Source organism: Streptomyces sp. CC53, from assembly GCF_001865245.1.
Classification (GTDB): domain Bacteria; phylum Actinomycetota; class Actinomycetes; order Streptomycetales; family Streptomycetaceae; genus Streptomyces.
On sequence record NZ_MKXB01000040.1, the window covers coordinates 1 to 18,802 of the forward strand.

At 74.8% G+C, this 18,802-nt stretch carries 19 protein-coding genes and 1 pseudogene; 8 read left to right on the forward strand and 12 right to left on the reverse strand.

Annotated features, from left to right (window positions below; genetic code table 11):
• Positions 1 to 439: hydrogenase maturation protease (locus tag BJP40_RS03790; protein ID WP_071278602.1), on the forward strand; the 439-nt coding region annotated here is incomplete at its 5' end.
• A gap of 367 nt (positions 440 to 806) precedes the next feature.
• Here the strand turns inward: BJP40_RS03790 and BJP40_RS03795 are convergent.
• Positions 807 to 1,658 carry an ABC transporter permease gene (locus BJP40_RS03795; protein WP_071278603.1) on the reverse strand — a complete coding sequence of 284 codons (852 nt, stop codon included), beginning with the start codon at positions 1,656 to 1,658 and terminating at the stop codon, positions 807 to 809.
• Positions 1,655 to 2,626 (reverse strand): ABC transporter ATP-binding protein, encoded by a 972-nt coding sequence (locus tag BJP40_RS03800; RefSeq protein ID WP_071278604.1) that lies wholly within the window; start codon positions 2,624 to 2,626, stop codon positions 1,655 to 1,657. The genes BJP40_RS03795 and BJP40_RS03800 overlap by 4 nt, the downstream gene beginning before the upstream one ends.
• 608 nt (positions 2,627 to 3,234) lie before the next feature.
• On the opposite strand from BJP40_RS03800, the gene hypB reads away from it, so the two are divergent.
• The 5 genes from hypB (at position 3,235) to hypE (ending at position 8,858) form a co-directional block, all read left to right on the forward strand.
• Positions 3,235 to 3,960: a hydrogenase nickel incorporation protein HypB gene (hypB, locus tag BJP40_RS03805; RefSeq protein ID WP_071264462.1), complete on the forward strand. Its 726-nt coding sequence runs from the start codon at positions 3,235 to 3,237 to the stop codon at positions 3,958 to 3,960.
• Entirely contained in the window at positions 3,957 to 6,344 is a 2,388-nt protein-coding gene (gene hypF / locus BJP40_RS03810; RefSeq protein WP_071278605.1) for a carbamoyltransferase HypF, read from the forward strand. The genes hypB and hypF overlap by 4 nt, the downstream gene beginning before the upstream one ends.
• A 15-nt stretch (positions 6,345 to 6,359) precedes the next feature.
• Entirely contained in the window at positions 6,360 to 6,683 is a 324-nt protein-coding gene (locus tag BJP40_RS03815; RefSeq protein WP_071278606.1) for a HypC/HybG/HupF family hydrogenase formation chaperone, read from the forward strand.
• Complete coding sequence (gene hypD, locus BJP40_RS03820) at positions 6,680 to 7,804, forward strand: hydrogenase formation protein HypD (protein WP_071278607.1); 1,125 nt, start codon at positions 6,680 to 6,682, stop codon at positions 7,802 to 7,804. The genes BJP40_RS03815 and hypD overlap by 4 nt, the downstream gene beginning before the upstream one ends.
• Before the next feature lie 64 nt (positions 7,805 to 7,868).
• Complete coding sequence (gene hypE, locus BJP40_RS03825; RefSeq protein ID WP_079170901.1) at positions 7,869 to 8,858, forward strand: hydrogenase expression/formation protein HypE; 990 nt, start codon at positions 7,869 to 7,871, stop codon at positions 8,856 to 8,858.
• A gap of 227 nt (positions 8,859 to 9,085) precedes the next feature.
• Here hypE and BJP40_RS03830 read toward each other — a convergent pair.
• The 9 genes and pseudogenes from BJP40_RS03830 to BJP40_RS03865 form a co-directional block, all read right to left on the reverse strand.
• Positions 9,086 to 9,421 (reverse strand): annotated as a pseudogene (locus tag BJP40_RS03830) (hydrogenase maturation nickel metallochaperone HypA); the annotation flags it as partial.
• 85 nt (positions 9,422 to 9,506) lie between these two features.
• Entirely contained in the window at positions 9,507 to 9,659 is a 153-nt protein-coding gene (locus BJP40_RS33930) for a hypothetical protein (protein WP_177204295.1), read from the reverse strand.
• A 41-nt stretch (positions 9,660 to 9,700) separates the two neighbouring features.
• Positions 9,701 to 9,907, reverse strand: coding sequence for a hypothetical protein (locus tag BJP40_RS03835; protein ID WP_071264470.1), 207 nt, complete (start codon positions 9,905 to 9,907; stop codon positions 9,701 to 9,703).
• A 13-nt stretch (positions 9,908 to 9,920) separates the two neighbouring features.
• Positions 9,921 to 10,532: a DUF5947 family protein gene (locus tag BJP40_RS03840; protein WP_071278609.1), complete on the reverse strand. Its 612-nt coding sequence runs from the start codon at positions 10,530 to 10,532 to the stop codon at positions 9,921 to 9,923.
• Complete coding sequence (locus BJP40_RS03845) at positions 10,529 to 11,101, reverse strand: NifU family protein (protein ID WP_071278610.1); 573 nt, start codon at positions 11,099 to 11,101, stop codon at positions 10,529 to 10,531. The genes BJP40_RS03840 and BJP40_RS03845 overlap by 4 nt, the downstream gene beginning before the upstream one ends.
• Complete coding sequence (locus BJP40_RS03850) at positions 11,094 to 12,893, reverse strand: nickel-dependent hydrogenase large subunit (RefSeq protein ID WP_071278611.1); 1,800 nt, start codon at positions 12,891 to 12,893, stop codon at positions 11,094 to 11,096. Before BJP40_RS03850 ends, BJP40_RS03845 begins: the two co-directional genes overlap by 8 nt.
• Entirely contained in the window at positions 12,890 to 14,038 is a 1,149-nt protein-coding gene (locus tag BJP40_RS03855) for a hydrogenase expression protein HypE (RefSeq protein ID WP_071278612.1), read from the reverse strand. Before BJP40_RS03855 ends, BJP40_RS03850 begins: the two co-directional genes overlap by 4 nt.
• Positions 14,035 to 14,580 carry a hemerythrin domain-containing protein gene (locus tag BJP40_RS03860; RefSeq protein WP_071278613.1) on the reverse strand — a complete coding sequence of 182 codons (546 nt, stop codon included), beginning with the start codon at positions 14,578 to 14,580 and terminating at the stop codon, positions 14,035 to 14,037. Before BJP40_RS03860 ends, BJP40_RS03855 begins: the two co-directional genes overlap by 4 nt.
• Positions 14,552 to 16,168: a hypothetical protein gene (locus BJP40_RS03865; protein WP_071278614.1), complete on the reverse strand. Its 1,617-nt coding sequence runs from the start codon at positions 16,166 to 16,168 to the stop codon at positions 14,552 to 14,554. Before BJP40_RS03865 ends, BJP40_RS03860 begins: the two co-directional genes overlap by 29 nt.
• Before the next feature lie 721 nt (positions 16,169 to 16,889).
• Here BJP40_RS03865 and BJP40_RS03870 point away from each other — a divergent pair.
• Positions 16,890 to 17,510 carry an L-threonylcarbamoyladenylate synthase gene (locus BJP40_RS03870; RefSeq protein WP_071264710.1) on the forward strand — a complete coding sequence of 207 codons (621 nt, stop codon included), beginning with the start codon at positions 16,890 to 16,892 and terminating at the stop codon, positions 17,508 to 17,510.
• 2 nt (positions 17,511 to 17,512) lie between these two features.
• On the opposite strand, the gene BJP40_RS03875 is transcribed toward BJP40_RS03870, so the two are convergent.
• A complete protein-coding gene (locus BJP40_RS03875; protein WP_071264734.1) occupies positions 17,513 to 17,878 on the reverse strand; it encodes an MmcQ/YjbR family DNA-binding protein in 366 nt (121 codons plus the stop codon).
• Between the two features lie 438 nt (positions 17,879 to 18,316).
• On the opposite strand from BJP40_RS03875, the gene BJP40_RS03880 reads away from it, so the two are divergent.
• A complete protein-coding gene (locus tag BJP40_RS03880) occupies positions 18,317 to 18,721 on the forward strand; it encodes a DUF302 domain-containing protein (protein WP_071278615.1) in 405 nt (134 codons plus the stop codon).
• The last annotated feature ends 81 nt before the right edge of the window (positions 18,722 to 18,802 follow it).

Consider the following 18,802-nt stretch of genomic DNA (forward strand, 5'->3'; position numbering starts at 1 on the left):
GGTCGCCGACCCGCTTCCGCCCGGTGTCGAGACGGTGGACTTCGGCATCCGCGGGATGGACCTCGCCTACCGGCTGCTGGCCGGGTACGACGCGGCCGTCCTGGTCGACGCGGCCCCCCGGGGAGAGGAGCCCGGCACGCTGCACCTCATCGAGGCGGACGTGCCCGAGGACGGGCCCGTCCCGGAGGCCCACGGCATGGACCCGGTGAAGGTCCTGGCGCTCGCCGCGCGGCTGGGCGAGGGGGACGAGGTGCTGCCCCGGGTCCTGGTCCTGGGCTGCGAGCCGGCGGTGCGGCTCCACGGCGACGAGGACGTCGCCTTCGGGCTCAGCGGGCCGGTACGGGACGCCGTGCCCCGCGCCGTGGAGCTGCTGCGTACGGTGACCCGGGAGTTGCTCGCGGACCCCGCCGCGTCGCTGGAGGCCGCGCCGGCCCCCTGAGGCGCGGCCCGGTCGCCGGGGCGGGAGCACGCCACCCCGCTCCGCCGGTGGGCGTGGCCTCCGGCTCCCGCAACCGGTCCCCGGGACGGGGCCCGCACGACTCGGCGGTGCCACTCGACCGCGTCACGGACCGCTTCGGCCCGCTGGCGCAGTCCGCCCTCCCCGGTTCCGGCCGTCGGAACCCCCGTGGTGCAGACCCCGGTCGTGCACGGCTGTCCGCGCCGGCATACCGCGCAGGCCCGCCGCCCCGACGTGCCCGCCCGGTACGAGGAACGCACCCGCATCCGGCAGCGAGAAGGGCGTCCGCCGGGGCGGACGCCCTCCACGCGACCTGCACAGGAGCCGGGCCGGCATCGCCGGCACCTCGCTAACCGACCCGCTGCATGGCCTTCCGGTGCCGTTCCGCCATCGCCGCCCCGGACTCGCGGCGGGCCATCCTGCGGAGGACGGACGGTGCGACGAGCAGCCCGACGAGCGCCCAGGCACCCAGCACGCCCACGGTCTCCAGGTGCCGCCAGGACTCGCCGATCTCGGCGGCGACCGCATCGGCGGGCAGCAGCGCCGAGCGGAGGCCGAGGCCGAGCCAGTACACGGGAAAGAGCTGTCCGACGATCCGCAGCCATTCGGGCAGCTCGGACAGCGGGAAGTAGATGCCGGAGATCACGACGAGTCCCATCACCGGCAGCATCAGCAAGCCGACGGCACGCGGACTGCTGACCAGTGAGCCGATGACGGCACCGGCCGGCAGGGTCGCCAGGAGCCCCAGCGGCACCACCCACACCAGCGTCAGCAGCGCCCCGCCGCCCTGCCGGGCCACCCCGTCCACCAGGAACACGCCGACGGCGAAGGGGAGGGCCATGGAGGCGAGGGCCGTGCCCGACACCATGACGATCTTGCCGACCAGGTGGCCGACCATGCCGTGCGGCACGGCCTTGGCCCGCAGCAGAGTGCCGTCCTCGCGCTCGGTCGCCAGCAGCTGCGCCGTGGTCATCATGCCGGTGAACGCGAGCGTCATGCCCAGCATGCTCGGCAGCATGAAGGCACCGGTCGAGATGCCGGCCCCCTCCAGCGGGTCGTCCCTCAGCAGGAACAGGGGCACGAGGAGCAGGACCGTCCAGAGGACGTAGCCGAACACGTCCTGGCCGGTGGTGAAGGTCTGCCGGAGCTCCGTCCAGCCGCGCCGCACCCCCACGCCCGCCGCGTACCACACCGGACTCATCGCGCTCCCTCCCCGAAGGCGTGCGCCGTCGGCCCCGGGGGAACGCGCCCGGCCTCAAGCTCCCGCACCATCGTCAGGTAGGTGTCCTCAAGGCTCGCCCGGCGCACCTCCAGCCCGCCGATCGCCTCGCCGTACTCCTCGAACAGCCGTCGGACGAACCGGGTGGGCTCGGCCGTCGCCTCCTCGAAGGGCCGCCCGTCCCGCGTCCAGCGGACCGTGGCCTCGGCCGATGCCTGCCGCGACAGCTCCTCGGCGGAGCCGTCGGCCACGATCCGGCCGCCGGCCAGAATGAGGATCCGGTCGGCGAGCCGTTCCGCCTCGGCAAGGTCGTGCGTGGTCAGCAGCACCGTGGTGTTCTCGTCCGCGAGCCCGCGTACCAGGCCGTGGAACTCGTTCCTCGCCTCCGGGTCCAGACCCGCCGTGGGCTCGTCCAGGAACAACACCTCGGGTCTGCCGACGATGCCGACGGCCACGTCGAAGCGCCTGCGCTGCCCGCCGGACAGGGTTCCCACCCGCGTGTCCGCCTGCGCGGTCAGCCCGACGGCGGCGAGCAGTTCGTCGACGTCCCACGGCCGCCGCACGAGGGCCGTGGAGTACGGCGCGTAGTACGAGCCGAGGTGCGCCAGCAGTTCCCGCACCCGCCACTTGCCGTGGTCGCGCCAGGACTGCAGGACGATGCCCAGGCGCGCACGCCACCGCTCGTCCCCGTCGGCCGGATCGGTGCCCAGGACGCTCACGTCACCGGCCGAGCGCATCCGGAAGCCCTCCAGGACCTCGATCGTGGTCGTCTTGCCCGCGCCGTTCGGGCCGAGCAGCAGGACGACCTCGCCTCGCCGGGCCGTGAAGCCGACCCCTTTCAACACCTCCTGGCTGCGGTAGCGCATCCGCAGATCCCGTACGTCGATGACCGTGCCGCTCTCAGGCGGCGGGCTTCCCCCCGCCCCGGAGTGGACGTGAACGGTCTTCATCGGTGCTCCCCCGTCCCTCGCGTGCTCACATCCGCGGGATCAGGGGCCTCCAGGCCGTGCCGTCGTCCTGGTCACGGACATGTCCACGGCCTTGCCGCCGTCGCCACCCGGCACAGCCGCTCGCCCCTTTCCCGGACGAACACACTACCGAACGGCTCAGGTGCCTCCTCCCGTGCCACCGCCCCGGTGAACGCCCCCGCCGAGAGCACCGCCCGACCCCCGGACCGGCCGCGCGGCACCGGCCACCGAGCCCGCACCCGGCCCGACCGGTGAGCACGGGCCTGAGTTCCAGGCCCCCCACCGTGCCGCCCCCGCCCGACGAACCCGTTCCCGCATGCGGGAACGGCGCCCCGCGTCGACCCGGCGCCGGGCCCCGGGCCGGGCCCTCGACGGGTGCCGTCCTGTCCCCGGGTGGCGCGGTCCTGGTGCCGGGTGCCGTCCTGCTCCCGAGCGGCGGGCCCGACCCTGGTGCGCCCGGCGCCCCGCTCGGCCACCCGGTGGATTCTCGGGCCCCGTTCCGTCCGGTCCGCGGGGATGGGCCCTCCCGACGCCCACTATCGGTAGGGATCCGATCCCAGCCACGCGCCCCCAAGCGAAGGAGCACCGCCATGTGCCGGTCCGTCGACGTCACCCAGGCCGTCCTGGCGAAGAACGACGGCCTCGCCGCCACCCTGCGGGACGATCTGACGGCGCAGGGCGTCACCGCGGTGAACCTGCTGTCCAGCCCCGGCAGCGGCAAGACGGAGCTGCTGGGGCTGGTGCTCCGTCAGGCCGTGGACCGCGGGCTCCCCGTGGCGGCGCTGACCGCCGACCTGGCGACCGAGAACGACGCCCGGCGCCTCGCCCGGTCGGGCGCGCCGGTGAAGCAGCTCCTCACGGGCGGGCTGTGCCACCTGGAGGCGGATCAGGTGCGCCGCCACCTCGCCGGCTGGCTGCCGCCCGGCACGGAGCTGCTGTTCGTGGAGAACGTCGGCAACCTCGTCTGCCCGGCGGCCTACGACCTCGGCGAGGAGCTGCGGATCGTCCTCATGGCGGTCACCGAGGGCGAGGACAAGCCGCTGAAGTACCCGACGGCCTTCGGCTCCGCACATCTCGTCGTCCTCACGAAGACGGACCTTGCGGAGGCGGCCGGGTTCGACGACGGGGCCTTCACCGACCACGTGCGGCAGGTCAACCCCGGGGTGGAGATCGTGCGTTCCTGCGCCCGCACCGGCCAGGGCGCCGACGTGCTGCTGGACCGGGTCCTCGCCGTGCGCGACGGTGCCGGGGCCCGGCACCGGCCGCCGCTGGCCGGGCGGCCGCACGTGCATCCGGTCCCCGAGGGCGCGGCGTGACGACCGCAGCGGTCGTACGGCGCAGGCTCCTCGTCCGGGGGGTGGTGCAGGGCGTCGGCTTCCGGCCGTTCGTGCACCGGCTCGCCACCGAGCTGGGCCTCGCGGGCTTCGTGGGCAACACCGACGACGGCGTCGTCATCGAGGCGGAGGGGCCGCCCGACGCCCTCGCGGCGTTCGAGGCGCGGCTGGCCTCCGAACCGCCGCCGCTGGCCGCCGTCAGCGCCGTACGGGCGGACGAGGTGGCGCCCGCCGGGGACGGGCCGGGCTTCGCGATCCGGCCCTCCGAGCGGGGCGGCACCGGCCGCACGCTGCTGCCGCCGGACACCGCCACCTGCGAGGACTGCCTGCGCGAGCTACGCGACCCGGCGGACCGGCGGCACCGGCACCCGTTCATCACCTGCACCCACTGCGGCCCCCGCTTCACCATCGCCGCGTCGCTGCCGTACGACCGGGCGGCGACCACCATGGCGGGCTTCGCCCTGTGCCGGTCGTGCGCGGCGGAGTACGGCGACCCGGGCGACCGGCGGTTCCACGCCCAGCCGGTCGCCTGCCCTGACTGCGGCCCCCGGCTGCGCCTGGTGCCCGCCCCGGGCGGCGGGTCCGGGCCCGCCCGGGGCGCGGAGGCCCTGGCGGCGGCCCGCCGGATGCTGGCGGCCGGCCGGATCGTCGCCGTGAAGGGGCTCGGCGGCTACCACCTGGCGTGCGACGCGACCGACGCGCGGGCCGTCGCCGTCCTGCGGGACCGCAAGGCCCGCGGCGGCAAGCCGTTCGCCGTGATGTGCGCCGACCTCGACACGGCCGCGGAGATCGGTGACCTCGGCGAAGCGGAACGCGCGGCCCTCGTCGGCCCGGACCGCCCGATCGTGCTCGTCCGGCCGCGGGAGCCCGGCGCCGGCCGGCTGCGGCTCGCGGACGGCGTGTGCCCGGGCAGCCCGCACCTCGGGGTGCTGCTGCCGTACACGCCGGTGCACCACCTGCTGTTCGGGTTGCCCGGCGACCCGCCGGGGCCCCGGCTCCTCGTGATGACCAGCGGGAACGTCTCCGGGGAGCCGATCGTCACCGACGACCGGCAGGCCCTGACGCGGCTGCGGGCGCTGACGGACGCGTGGCTGACCCACGACAGGCCCATCCAGGCGCCGTGCGACGACTCCGTGCTGCGGGTCCGGTCGGACGGCACCGCGCTGGTGCTGCGCCGCTCCCGGGGCTACGTCCCGCGCCCGCTGCCGGTGCCGGTCCCGCTGCGGCCGGGCCTCGCGGTGGGCGGTGACCTGAAGAACACGCTGTGCGTGGGCGCCGGGCACGACGCCTGGTTCTCGGCGCACGTCGGCGACATGGGGGACCTCGCCACCCTGGACGCGTTCGCCCGCGCGGAGCGGCACCTGCGCCGGCTCACCGGCGTCAGCCCGCAGGTCGTGGCCGCGGACCGGCACCCGGGCTATCACTCGGCCCGGTGGGCGCGGCGCCACGCCGACGCGCTGCCGTCCTGCGGGGCGCGCGGCCTGGTGCGGGTGCAGCACCACCACGCGCACATCGCGTCCGTCATGGCGGAGCACGGGCTCGACGGTGCGTCCCCGGTGATCGGTGTGGCCTTCGACGGCACGGGCCACGGTGACGACGGCACCGTGTGGGGCGGTGAGGTGCTGCTGGCCGACTACGCCGGGTACCGCAGGTTCGCGCACCTGGCGCCCGCACTGCTGCCGGGTGGTGACGCGGCGGTGCACAACCCGTGCCGGACGGCGCTCGCGCGGCTGCGGGCCGCCGGGCTGCCCTGGGACCGCGACCTGCCGTGCACGGCCGCCTGCCCGGGTGCGGAACTGTCCGTGCTGGAGCGGCAGTTGGAGCGGAGCCTGGGCTGTGTGTCCACATCGAGCATGGGCCGCCTCTTCGACGCCGTGTCGTCGCTGGTGGGCCTGTGCCACCGGTCGGGCTACGAGGCGCAGGCCGCGCTGGAGTTGGAGGCCGCGGCGGCCCGCGCCTGGCACGCCGACACCGGCGCGTACGCGTTCGGGTTCGGCGGCGGCTCCTCGGGGGCGCTGCGCTGCGACCCGGCGCCGGTGCTGGCGGGCCTGGTCGGCGACCTGCGCCGGGGCGTGCCGGTGGAGGTGCTCGCCGCGCGCTTCCACCGCGGTGTGGCGGCGGCGGTGGTGGAGCTGTGCCGGCGCGCCCGGCTGGCGACGGGGGTCGCGACCGCGGCCCTCACCGGCGGGGTGTTCGCCAACGCCCTGCTGGACGGGGCGTGCGCGGACGGGCTGGCCGCGCGCGGCTTCACGGTGCTGCGGCACGGCGAGGTCCCGCCGGGTGACGGCGGGCTCGCCCTCGGCCAGCTCGTCGTGGCGGCACGCGAACCCCTGCGGTGGCCGCAGGGCCGTCGTACGTCGGACTAAGGAGCGAGGAAACGCATGTGTCTTGCGGTGCCCGGAAGGGTGGTGGCCGTCGACGGCGGCACCGATCCGCTGACCGGACTGGTCGACTTCGGAGGCGTGCAGAAGAGCGTCTGCATGGAGTACGTGCCGGACGTCGCGGTCGGCGAGTACGTGATCGTCCACGTCGGTTTCGCGTTGCAGCGGCTGGACGAGGAGTCGGCCCGGGCGTCACTGGAGCTGTTCGGGCAGCTCGGGCTGCTCGACGAGGAGTTCGGCGACGCCTGGGACCGGGCGGCGGCGGAGGCCGGGGTGCCCGTGCCCGGCGCCGCGCCGGGCGCCGGTGAGGGAGGAGCACGGTGAGGTACATCGACGAGTTCAACGACCCGGGGCTGGCGCGCAGGCTGCTCGACGAGATCCACGCAACGGTGACCAGGCCGTGGGCGCTGATGGAGGTGTGCGGCGGGCAGACGCACTCGATCATCCGCCACGGCATCGACCAGCTGCTGCCGCAGGAGGTGGAGCTGATCCACGGTCCGGGCTGCCCGGTCTGCGTCACCCCGCTGGAGCTGATCGACAAGGCGTTGGAGATCGCGTCCCGGCCCGGCGTCGTCTTCTGCTCGTTCGGCGACATGCTGCGGGTGCCCGGCACCGGCCGGGACCTGTTCCGGGTGAAGGGCGAGGGCGGGGACGTCCGGGTGGTGTACTCCCCCCTGGACGCGCTGGAACTGGCCCGCCGCCACCCGGACCGCGAGGTGGTGTTCTTCGGGATCGGCTTCGAGACGACCGCGCCCGCCAACGCCATGGCCGTCCACCAGGCGCGGCGCCTGGGCCTGCGCAACCTCAGCCTGCTGGTCTCGCACGTGCGGGTGCCTCCGGCCGTCGAGGCGATCATGACGGCCCCGTCGTGCCGGGTGCAGGGCTTCCTGGCGGCGGGGCACGTGTGCAGCGTGATGGGCACGGCGGAGTACCCGGAGCTGGCCGAGCGGCACCGCGTCCCCATCGTGGTGACCGGTTTCGAGCCGCTCGACATCCTGGAGGGCGTGCGCCGCGCCGTGCGCCAGCTCGAACGGGGCGAGCACCGGGTGGAGAACGCCTACGAGCGGGCCGTGCGGGGCGAGGGCAACCCGGCGGCGCTCCGCATGATCGAGGACGTGTTCGAGGTGACGGACCGGTCCTGGCGCGGCATCGGGGTCATCCCGCACAGCGGGTGGCGGCTCACCGACGCCTTCCGCGACTTCGACGCCGAGCACCGCTTCGACGTGGCGGGCATCCGCACGGAGGAGCCCGCGGTGTGCCGCAGCGGCGAGGTGCTCCAGGGGCTGATCAAGCCGACGGAATGCTCGGCGTTCGGGACGCTGTGCACGCCGCGCACGCCGCTGGGCGCCACGATGGTGTCCAGCGAGGGCGCCTGTGCGGCCTACCACCTCTACCGCCGGATGGAACGCCCCGCTGACCGCAAGGAGATGAACCCCGTTGGCTGAGACGGTCGTCGATCCCGCGGACTGGACCTGCCCCGCGCCCCTGCGGGACCAGCCGGTCGTCGTGATGGGGCACGGAGGGGGCGGGGCGCTGTCGGCGGAGCTGGTCGAGCAGGTCTTCGCCCCGGCGTACGGCAACGCCGTGCTGTCCGGTCTCGGCGACTCGGCGGTGCTCGAACTGGGCGGTGCGCGGCTGGCGTTCTCCACCGACTCGTACGTGGTCCAGCCGCTGTTCTTCCCCGGCGGCAGCATCGGGGACCTGGCCGTCAACGGCACCGTCAACGACCTGGCCATGAGCGGGGCGCGGCCGGCGTGGCTGTCGGCGGCGTTCGTCCTGGAGGAGGGCGTGGAGCTGGCGGTCGTCGACCGGGTGGCGCGTGCGATGGGCGCGGCGGCGGCCGCCGCGGACGTGGTGGTGGCCACGGGCGACACGAAGGTGGTGGAGGCCGGACACGGCGACGGGCTGTACGTGACGACGGCCGGGATCGGCGTCGTCCCGGACGGTGTCGACATCCACCCGCGGCGGGCGCGTCCGGGCGACGCGGTCATCGTCAGCGGCCCGATCGGCATGCACGGCGTGGCGGTCATGAGCGTGCGGGAGGGGCTGGAGTTCGGCGTGGAGATCGCCAGCGACACGGCCCCGCTGGCGGGCCTGGTGGCGGCGGTGCTGGAGGTGTGCCCGGACGTGCACGTGCTGCGCGACCCGACCCGCGGCGGCCTCGCGGCCTCGCTCAACGAGATCGCCCGCGCCTCGGGCACCGGTGTCCGCCTCCGGGAGCGCGCCGTGCCGGTGCCGGACGCGGTGGCGAACGCCTGCGGCTTCCTGGGGCTCGACCCGCTGTACGTGGCCAACGAGGGGCGGCTGGTCGCCTTCGTGCCGCGGGCCGCGGCCGACGCGGTGCTGGCGGCGATGCGGGCCCACCCGCAGGGCGCGGGCGCGGCGCTGATCGGTGAGTGCGTCGCCGACCATCCGGGCATGGTGGTGGCCGCGACGGGCCTGGGCGGTACGCGGGTGGTGGACCTGCCGCTCGGGGAGCAGCTGCCCCGCATCTGCTGACCGTTCCCCTCGGGCCCGCTGCCGGGACGCGTCGCGGCAGCGGGCCCGCGTCATGCCCGGGGCAGGGACTCCTCCTCGCCGGGCACGGCTTCGCGGTGGGGTCCGCCGCGGGTGGGAGGCCCGCGTCAGGGCCTGGCCGGGCCGTCGAAGGCACCGGAGGTGGCCGTCCGTGCGGGTGGCGGTGCAGGGGCGGTCTCCGCCGGGCGGGAGTCCGGCGGGTCGGTCAGGTCCACGCCGGTGATGTCCAGTTCGCGGCCGCTCAGCAGTTCGGGGGCGGCCCGGTCGCAGCGGGGGCACCAGAACAGCGGAGGGGAGCCCACGTCGAACGCGGTGCCGCACGGGTCGCAGTGGGCCCGTGCGGGCACCTCCTCGACCACCAGCCGCGCGGCGGCCAGCGGCGTGCCCTCGCGGACCACCTCGAACGAGAACGCCAGGGCGTCCGCGACGACGCCGGACAGTTCGCCCACCCGGACCGTCACGGCCGACACGGCACCGCCGCCGTGGGCCTGCGCCAGCTCGGTCGCGCGCTCCACGATGGCGGTGGCGATGGACAGTTCGTGCATGGGCGGGTGCTCCCGGAGGGGTGGCCGGGGGCGCTCCGGCGGCTTCGCGGACGCCGGCGCCCCCGGCGGTGGGTCGGTTGGCGGTTCAGCGGGGGTGGCGGGAGCGTGAGCGCAGTCCGGCCATCCGCCAGATCTTCACTTCCCGTCTCATCCCGGGGATCTCGCGGATCAGCACGGCGAGCAGCAGCCCGCCGGCCACCGCCGCCTCCGCCATGAGCACCCGTCTCGCCGTGATCACGATTCTCCTCCTTGTGGCGCTGCCGCCGCGCTGACGCGCGGTCATCCCGGGGGGATGCTCGGCATGATCTTCAGGATCGCTTCGTGGCGGCGCCAGTTGACGCCGGTGGACCTGCGCGCGTCGGCGGTGCCGTCCGCGTGGTGGCCGACCTGCCGCTCGTACGGTCCCTTGTTGCCCTCGTGGAGTCCGGGCACGTGCGACGGGGTGTCGGGTTTCACCTGGGGCTTGCCGACCTTGATCCTGCCCATGGCCGTCCGCTCCTCACGTGGTCGTCGGTTCGCTCGTTTCCAGTCCGGCGAAGAACTGCTCGACGGCGGGCCAGACCCGGTCGCCGCCGGACATCCCCCGCCACTCCCGGCGGACGACGGCCACCACGCGGTGGCAGTCGTCGACCGGGACGATCCAGTGGTGGTGCGCCCCCCACGCCGTGTTGACGAGAAGGGCCTCCACGTCGGGGCGCAGGTCGCGCAGGGCCGGGCAGCCCGCGACGACGCCGTCCCAGGCCGCCGGGTCCGCCTCCCAGCGCGTCGCCCCGGCGGGGCTGGGGTAGTGGGCGGTGACGGTGCCGTCGGCGCCGGGCACGAAGAAGGCCAGGCCGACGGGCACGCCCAGCGCGGTCGTGTCGACCGGCGGGAGGCGGACGCGGCGCCGCGGCACCAGCCGGTAGCGTCCCCGCGCGGTGTCCTCGTCGGCGAAGAGCAGGGAGCAGGCGCGGCAGGCGCACAGCACCTCGCCGCCGTCGGTGTCGTACAGGTGGCGGTGGTCGTCGGGCACCCGCTCGTCGCACAGCTCGCAGTGCTCGCCGGGCGCGGGGTCCCGCGGGGCGGGTTCCCCGGCGGAGCGGATGAGCCGGGCGAGGGCTCCGCCGGTCACGGCGCCTCCTGCGGGACGGGGTCCGGCCGGCGGCTCAGCGTGGCCAGCGGGACGAAGGCGGGCGGGGCCGCGGCGCGGTCCGGTACGGCCTGCACCTCCGACAGTTCCGGTGCCATGGCGAGGACGGCCTCGCGGACAGCCTCCTCCACCCCGCCGCCGCTGCCGCTGCCGCAGCCGGAGCCGCAGCCTCCGCCCGTCGAGAGCCGTACCCGGGCGACGCCTCCCTCCACGCCTTCCAGGACGACGTCGCCGCCCTGTTCGCGTACGGCGGGCCGCAGCGCCTCGACGGCGTCCGCGACGCGGCGCTCCACGGGGTGGGGGTGCAGGTCGTGCAGGACGAGGAGGTGGCCGAGGAGTTCGTCGGCCGCCAGGGCCGTGAGCAGCCCGGTGTCCGCGTGGTCCAGGACGCGGGCGAGGGCCTCCCCGTAGAGCTCCGTGAGGGCCCGTACGGCGTGGAGTGCCGCGTCGGCGGTGGGGCCGGGCGCGGCCTCGACGTGGCCGAGCAGGTCGTCGACGCGGGCCAGCCGGTCCGCGACCGCGGCGGCGTCGAGCCGGTCCCGGTCAGCCATGCCCGCCTCCGTAGGTCGGCGAGTGGACCTTGCGGAGGGTGGTGCCCTGGCCGAGGTACATGTGGACGCCGCAGGGCAGGCACGGGTCGAAGCTGCGGACGGTCCGCATGATGTCGACGCCCTTGAAGTCGTCGGGGCCGTTCTCCTCGAAGACGGGCTGGCCCTGCACCGCGTCCTCGTACGGGCCGGGCGTGCCGTAGCTGTCGCGGGGGCTGGCGTTCCACGGGGTGGGCGGGTACGGGTGGTAGTTCGCGATCTTCTTGTCCTTGATCACCAGATGGTGGGAGAGGACGCCGCGGACCGCTTCGTGGAAGCCGCAGCCGATGGCCTCGTCCGGCACCTCGAAGTTCTCGAACACCTTGGTCTCGCCGGCCCGGACCAGCCCCATCGCCTTCTCGGCGAACTCGAAGGCCATGGCGGCGGCGTAGGCGACGAAGTAGGGCCGCGCGCGGTCCCGTTCGATGGTGTTGCTCCACCGGGGGATCTCCCACTCCAGGGTGGTCTCGGGGAGCTTCTCGCTGCGCGGCAGGGTGATGCGGACGCTGTGCCCGGTGGCCTTGACGTACTGCGAGTCGACGAGGCCGTTGAGCGCCGTGGACCACAGCCGGGCGAGGGGGCCGCCGCCGGTGTCGAGCGCGAGGTGCTCGCCGCTCTTCCGGTCGTACCAGCGGGGGCTCATGACCCAGCTGTAGTTGCTGTCGAAGTCGCGCTTCTGCGGTACCGGGACGGTGGTCTGGTTCCACGGGTGGCGCATGTCGACCGGGTTGCCGAGCGGGTCGTGCGTGACGAACGGCTGCTCCTCCGTCCAGTCGTCGTAGAACGAGCTGCCGAGGAGGATGCGCATGCCGAGGTTGATGTCGACGAGGTCGTTGGTGCGCAGCTCCCCGTCGACGATGACGCCGGGGGTGACGTGCATCGACCGGCCCCAGTCGCTCATCGTCTCGTAGCGGTAGTCGCAGACGTCCGGGTTCTGCCAGGCGCCCCAGCAGCCGAGGAGGATGCGGCGCCGGCCGACCTCCTCGTAACCGGGGAGCGCCTCGTAGAAGAAGTCGAACACGTCGTCGTTCATCGCCACGGCCTGCTTGACGAAGTCCAGGACCCTCATCAGCCGGGACAGGTAGTCCGTGAACGCGGTCGGTGTCGGCATCGTGCCGACGCCGCCGGGATAGAGCGTCGACGGGTGGACGTGGCGGCCCTCCATGAGGCAGAACATCTCGCGCGTGATGCGGCTGACCTTGAGGGCTTCCTTGTAGGTCGCGCCCTCGAAGGGGTTGAAGCTGCGCATGATGTCGGCGATGGTCCGGTAGCCGTGGATGTCGCCGCGGGGCGCCTGGGTCTGCTCGGCCCTGGCCAGGACGCTCGGGTTGGTGGACTTCACCATGGCCTCGCAGAAGTCCACGAAGACGAGGTTGTCCTGGAAGATCGTGTGGTCGAAGATGTACTCCGCCGCCTCGCCGAGGTTGACGATGTGCTCGGCGAGCGGCGGCGGCTTCACGCCGTACGCCATCTGCTGGGCGTAGTCGGAGCACGTGGTGTGGTTGTCGCCGCAGATGCCGCAGATGCGGGAGGTGATGAACCCGGCGTCCCGCGGGTCCTTGCCCTTCATGAACACCGAGTAGCCGCGGAAGAGCGACGAGGTGCTGCGGCACTCCACCACCTCGCGGTTGGCGAAGTCGATCTTGGTGTAGATGCCCAGGTTGCCGACGATGCGGGTGATCGGGTCCCAGGACATGTCCACGATCTGGGCGGGCTTGCGCTCCCCGGCCCCGATGCGGTCCTCCGTCTGCGTCATGTGTGCGTTCCTCGTGTCGTGGCCCGCGGTCGTCGTCCGCGGTCGTGGGGGGTGTGGCCCGGGCGCCAGTACGGGTCGTAGCCGCTGGTGAGCTCGGACTTGTTGTGGTGCCAGCGGGGTTCGCGGTTGGCGGCGATGTTGCTGATGCCGCGCAGCCGCCGGATGACGGCGCCGTAGGGCCGGATGAGCATCGAGGAGAGGCTGCCGCCGGGCGGCTCGTCCATGAACGGCATGAAGGCGTCCGGGAAGCCGGGCATGGTGCAGCCGATGCAGATGCCGCCGACGTTCGGGCAGCCGCCGACCCCGGACATCCAGCCGCGCTTGGGGACGTTGCAGTTCACGACGGGCCCCCAGCAGCCCACCTTGACCTCGCACTTGGGCGAGTTGTAGTCCTTCGCGAAGTCGCCCTGCTCGTAGTAGGCGGCGCGGTCGCAGCCCTCGTGCACCGTCTTGCCGAAGATCCACTGCGGGCGCAGCATGGCGTCGAGCGGGGGCGGCGGGGCGGAGCCCGCGGCGTGGTGGAGCACCCACACCAGGGTCTCCATGAAGTTCTCCGGCTGGATGGGGCAGCCCGGCACGTTCACCACCGGAAGGGCGCCCTGGGACCTGAAGTCCCAGCCGAGGTAGTCGGCGAGGCCCATGCTGCCGGTCGGGTTGCCCGCCATCGCGTGGATGCCGCCGTACGCGGCGCACGTGCCGGCGGCGACCACGGCCCACGCCTTCGGCGCGAGCTGGTCGATCCACCAGTTGAGGGTGAGGGGCTGCCCCGTCTCCGGGTCGTTGCCGAAGGAGGTCCAGTAGCCGTCGCCCTCGATGATGTTCTGGTTGGGGACGGAGCCCTCGATGACGAGGATGAACGGGGCGAGTTCGCCGCGGGCCGCGGCCCGGTACGGGGCGAGGAAGTCCTCGCCGCCCAGGCTCGGCGAGAGGACCTTGTTGTGGAGGTTCACCTTGGGCAGGCCCGGGACGAGCCCGAGCACGACGTCCTCGATGGCGGGCTGTCCGGCCGCCGTGAGGGAGACGGTGTCGCCGTCGCAGCTCATGCCCTCGGAGATCCAGAGGATGTGGACCTCGTCGAATCCGTGGGGCTGCGGCCCGGGTTCGGGCTGTCGGCTGGTTTCGGTGGTGCCGGCGTCGGTGGTCATGTCCTCGGCCTTCCCTGCAGTCGGTCTCGGAGCCGGTCGTACGCCGCTGCCACCGGCGCGGCCAGGGCCAGCGCGGGCGGCTCCTCGGGGGCGTGCGGGTGCGGCCGGGTGGGGGCGGTCTGCTTCGCCTCGTCGAGCAGGCCGCCGAGTTCGTCCAGGTCCTGCTGCGACACGGCGCCGCGCAGCCGCGGCGTGAGCTCCCCCTCGTCATCGCGGACGTGCTGCTCCACGTCCCTGCGCAGTGCGTCGACGAGGCCGTCGGTCCGCTCGTCGCCCGCGGTGAGGCGGTCCAGCGCCAGGAAGGTCTGCTTCACGGCCCGGTGCTCGCCGAGTCGCTGCTCGACCTCCCGCGGCCCGTCGGGCAGCACCTCCTTGGCGACCGGGTAGACCATCAGCTCCTCCAGGACGGCGTGCTTGGAGAGCTCGCGGACGAGCACTTCCACGACGGCCCGCCGCTGGGTGTCGGAGGCCGCGGCCCGGTAATCGCGGAAGAGCTGCTCCACCATGCGGTGGTCATGCGCCAACAGTTCGAGTGCGTCCATCACCTCGCCTCTCCTCCTCGTCGAGGGGTTCGGGCCCGCGAGGGCCCTCCCGGCCGCCCGGTGCGGGGTCGTCGGGGCGGAGCGCGTCGAGCGGTCCCCGACCGTCCGGTCCGAGCGGCTCGCCGGGTGCGGGGCCGGCCTGTGCGGGCCGGGAGCCCGGCCCGCGGCCGTCGGGCCCGGACGGGTCGAGGGGCTCCAGTTCGTGGGGGCGGAAGTAGTAGTGGCGGCCGTACCAGGCGTTCAGTTCGGCGGCCGGGTCGTCGTCGACCGTGACCGCCAGGTGCACGCTGCCGTCCACGTCGTGGAAGACCGCAGCCACCCGGGCGGTGCGGCCGGTCAGGAACATGTCGTGGGCGTCGGCGCCCCGCCCGCTCGGCCGGAGGCGTACGCGGCTGCCCGCTGCCACGGGCACCCCGTCGACGAGCGCGGTGTCCGTCGCCGGGGACAGCCCCTCGTCGCCGCCCTCCTGCCACCACGGCGCCGCGGCGCGGGCGGCGGGCGCCGGCTCCAGGGAGCGGATGGCGCCGTGCAGCCGCTCGAAGACCTCCTGCGGCATGGACTCGACCCGGTCGAGGATGCGGGCGGCCCGGGCGTCGGTGGCGCGGGCCTCGCGCTTCTCGTCGTCGGTCAGCAGCATCGTGCGCAGGGTGAGGATCTCGTCGATCTCGGCGGCGTCGTGGAGGTCGCCTGGGCTCTCGGGCGCCACCTGCGGGTGGTCGGAGAGGATGATCGGCGACGACAGCACGAGGCCGCTGCTCCCGGGGGCGCCGCCGAGGACGGGGAAGGTGTGCACGTTCCGGCACTGCCGGGCGGCGGCCGCGGCCCGCGGGGGCGGGTCGGTCAGCGACAGGAACTCCAGCCCCTCCCCGCCGACGAGCGTGTGGGTGGCGAGGAGGGCGTGCCGCAGGGCCGTCTCGCGGGGCGCGTCGAAGCCGGGCTCGGATCCGGTGTTCTCGGTGCGGATCCACAGCCGGTACAGGCCGGGCGAGCCGGGCTGTTCCTCGGCCCGTACCCGCAGGCGCGCGCCGACGGGCCATCGGCGCCGCACCACCCGCCCGGCGCCGCCCGGCAGCGGTTCGGTGTCCTCGCCCCCGGGCCACCCCGCTTCGTACGCGCGCTCACCGGCGAACAGGTCGCCGAGGGTGACGGCCACACCGGTCTCACGGGGCACCGCCTCGTCGAAGGTGAGGTGGACAGTGCCGCCGCTGTCCAGCGACTCCACCGGCAGGTGGCCGCCCCGCCCGTCGGAGCGCTCGACCTGCTTGCGCTGGAGCTGGAGGTGGCGCAGCCGGATCCGTACGCGCGCGGCCGGGTCGGCCCGCACGAGGCACTCGGTCTGCTGGTACCACGAGTCGGCGGCCCCCGACACCCCGGCCGGGCCCGCGCCGGGCCCCGCGGCCTCGGCCCAGGCCCGCGCGGTGAGGACGCCGAACTGCCAGCGCACCCGGTTCTTCGGCGACGAGCGGCGGTACGGGTAGAGGAGGTAGCCCTCGTAGAGGACGGCGTCGGCGACGGCCCGCAGGGCCGTGAAGCCGTCCTCCGGGCTCGCGGCGCGCGCCGCCCCGCCGTCGGTGGGATCGTCCGTCATCCGCCTTGCGCCTCCTCGTAGCCGCCGAACCGCGGCCATGTCTTCCACCAGGCTCACACCGTTCACGCCCCGCGGCCCGTCCACACGGGTGCGTACGAGCCGCGGGCGGCGCCTCTGCCTGCACGAACACGCGGAACGCGGCCCCTGCGGGCCTCCGCCATCCGAGGATTTCCGGGGGCGGCGGTCGGTGCCGTACGGGGGTGGGGAGCCACCGAGGCATCGGCGGCTCAGGCGCCGTACGGAGTCGGGGCACCATGCGGCATGGGCGGCCGGCGCCACACGGGGCGGGGTACCGCGAACCATTGACGACCGGAGCCGTGCGCAAGCGGAGCGCCACAGGGCACCGGCGGCGGCGCCGTGCGGGGAGGAGGGGACGCCGCGAGGTGCCGGTGCGGCGGCCCGGCGCCCGTGCGCTGCCGCCGGGCCGTCCGGGGAGGGCGCCGCCCGGGCGGCGGTGCGCCCCCGACCGCGGGCGCGCCGGCCGGGCGCGCGCTGGCACCGCTGCGGCGCGTCACTGCGACGGGTCGGCGGTCCCACCCGTCGGCCGGCCCGCTCACCACCACGGCGTGACGGGGGGTCAGGGACCGTCCGTCCACGGCGCGGGGGCCGGGGCGTGCCGGCAGCCGCCGCCGCGCACCGTCCGCCCGCGGCGCGGGCACGGCCGCCGGAGTGCGGGCAGCGGGGCGTCACGGTCCGGGCCGGGAGGGCGTAGGCTCGGGCGATGGCGAAGTACTTCGACGTGCACCCCGACGACCCCCAGCGGCGCCTGATCGTCACCGTGGCCGATCTGATCCGCTCCGGCGGGCTCGTCGCCTATCCGACCGACTCGTGCTACGCGCTGGGCTGCAAGCTGGGCAACCGGGAGGCCCTGGGACGGATCCGCACCATCCGGGACCTGGACGACCGGCACCACTTCACGCTCGTGTGCGAGAGCTTCGCGCAGCTGGGGCAGTTCGTGCAGCTCGACAACGACGTGTTCCGCGCGCTGAAGGCGGCGACACCGGGCCGCTACACGTTCATCCTGCCCGCGACGCGGGAGGTGCCGCGCCAGTTGCAGCACCCGAAGAAGAAGACGGTCGGGGTGCGCATCCCCGAGCACGCGGTGACCCGGGCCCTCCTCGCCGAGCTGGGCGAGCCCCTGGTGTCGAGCACGCTGCTGCTGCCCGGCGAGGAAGAGCCGATGACCCAGGGCTGGGAGATCAAGGACCGGCTCGACCACGTGCTGGACGCGGTGGTCGACGGGGGCGACTGCGGCACCGCGCCGACCACCGTGGTCGACTTCTCGGGCGGCGCCCCGGAGATCGTCCGCCGCGGGGCGGGCGATCCGGCGCGCTTCGAGTAGCCTCAGCCGCCGGCGACCCCGCCGGGGCGCAGGCCGGGGTGGAGCTCGGCCAGGCGGGGCGGTGCGGCCTGCCGCCAGGAGTCCACGACGATGTCCCGCAGCTCGTCGGCGTCCTCCAGCGCGGCGAGCCGCACCCGCACCCATGCGGACCCCTCCTCGTGCGGCGGGACCCAGAACTTCTCCGGTTCGGCGGCGATCAGCTCCGTGCGCTCGAGTTTCGGACAGCGCACGGCGATCGACGTCTCGTCGTCGGGAACCGTCAGGAACATCTTGCCCGCCACCCGGAACGTGGGCATGGACCACGCCTCCTTCTCCGCGGTCTCGGGCAGGGACAGGGCGACACGGCGCACCACCTCGGCATCGATCATGCCCGTCACGCTAGCGGCCGCCTCTGACATCGCCCCTCGGCGCTGCCCCGGGAGGGCACCCGATCCGGTGAAGGGGTGTCACCCCGGTCGCGCTGCGCTCCGATGACACCGGTATGGCGTCCGCGCGCCTCAGGCGCACGTCCCTCCCCACGCCGGTCCCCCACCGGGTCCGGTGGCCGAGTGCCGGTGCGCCGGGCTCGGCCCGCCCGCGGTCCGTCCGGTGCGCCGCCGTGCGTCCCGCGCACGGACGGGGAGGCGCCCGGTGGGCTCCGGCCCCGCACCGCCGCGGCAGCCGCTCACGGGCCGGGCGGTGTGCGGGGGCCCGGGTGCCGTCTCGCGCGCCCCGGCGCGTGCGGGGCGCGGGGCACCCCACTTCCCAGACGGCCGCCGGCTGCTGTTGCCGGGTCCGTACCAACCGATCAGAAGGGCAGTCATCCCATGCGCTACGACCGCACCGTCCACGTCGACGACGACTACGCCACCACGGTCGACCGGGTCCGCGAGGCCCTGGCCGCGGAGGGCTTCGGGATCCTCACCGAGATCGACGTGACCGCCACCCTGAAGGCCAAGCTCGACGTGGACGTGGAGGACTACGTGATCCTGGGCGCCTGCAATCCGCAGCTGGCCCACCGCGCCCTGGGCGTCGACCGGTCCGTCGGCCTGCTGCTGCCGTGCAACGTCGTCGTGCGCCGGGACGGCGACCGCACCGCCGTGCAGGCCCTCGACCCGGGCGCGATGGTCACCCTCACAGGGCTCGACGGGCTGCGCCCGGTCGGGGAGGAGGCCGTGCGCCGCCTGGAGGCGGCCCGGGCCTCGCTGACGGCGGCGGGCTCGGAGAGCTGAGGGCGGTGCGGCGGCGGGCGCGCCCCGTGGGCGGCTGCCGGGCCCGTCGCGGCGCCGGGCCGGGCAACCGCCGGCCGGCGG

What these genes read in the sequence shown, in the direction of transcription:
- BJP40_RS03795 (WP_071278603.1), bottom strand. Translation starts at nt 1,658, where the DNA reads ATGAGTCCGGTGTGGTACGCGGCGGGCGTGGGGGTGCGGCGCGGCTGG.
- BJP40_RS03800 (WP_071278604.1), bottom strand. Translation starts at nt 2,626, where the DNA reads ATGAAGACCGTTCACGTCCACTCCGGGGCGGGGGGAAGCCCGCCGCCT.
- hypB (WP_071264462.1), top strand. Translation starts at nt 3,235, where the DNA reads ATGTGCCGGTCCGTCGACGTCACCCAGGCCGTCCTGGCGAAGAACGAC.
- BJP40_RS03815 (WP_071278606.1), top strand. Translation starts at nt 6,360, where the DNA reads ATGTGTCTTGCGGTGCCCGGAAGGGTGGTGGCCGTCGACGGCGGCACC.
- hypE (WP_079170901.1), top strand. Translation starts at nt 7,869, where the DNA reads ATGGGGCACGGAGGGGGCGGGGCGCTGTCGGCGGAGCTGGTCGAGCAG.
- BJP40_RS03835 (WP_071264470.1), bottom strand. Translation starts at nt 9,907, where the DNA reads ATGGGCAGGATCAAGGTCGGCAAGCCCCAGGTGAAACCCGACACCCCG.
- BJP40_RS03845 (WP_071278610.1), bottom strand. Translation starts at nt 11,101, where the DNA reads ATGGCTGACCGGGACCGGCTCGACGCCGCCGCGGTCGCGGACCGGCTG.
- BJP40_RS03850 (WP_071278611.1), bottom strand. Translation starts at nt 12,893, where the DNA reads ATGACGCAGACGGAGGACCGCATCGGGGCCGGGGAGCGCAAGCCCGCC.
- BJP40_RS03855 (WP_071278612.1), bottom strand. Translation starts at nt 14,038, where the DNA reads ATGACCACCGACGCCGGCACCACCGAAACCAGCCGACAGCCCGAACCC.
- BJP40_RS03860 (WP_071278613.1), bottom strand. Translation starts at nt 14,580, where the DNA reads ATGGACGCACTCGAACTGTTGGCGCATGACCACCGCATGGTGGAGCAG.
- BJP40_RS03865 (WP_071278614.1), bottom strand. Translation starts at nt 16,168, where the DNA reads ATGACGGACGATCCCACCGACGGCGGGGCGGCGCGCGCCGCGAGCCCG.
- BJP40_RS03870 (WP_071264710.1), top strand. Translation starts at nt 16,890, where the DNA reads ATGGCGAAGTACTTCGACGTGCACCCCGACGACCCCCAGCGGCGCCTG.
- BJP40_RS03875 (WP_071264734.1), bottom strand. Translation starts at nt 17,878, where the DNA reads ATGATCGATGCCGAGGTGGTGCGCCGTGTCGCCCTGTCCCTGCCCGAG.
- BJP40_RS03880 (WP_071278615.1), top strand. Translation starts at nt 18,317, where the DNA reads ATGCGCTACGACCGCACCGTCCACGTCGACGACGACTACGCCACCACG.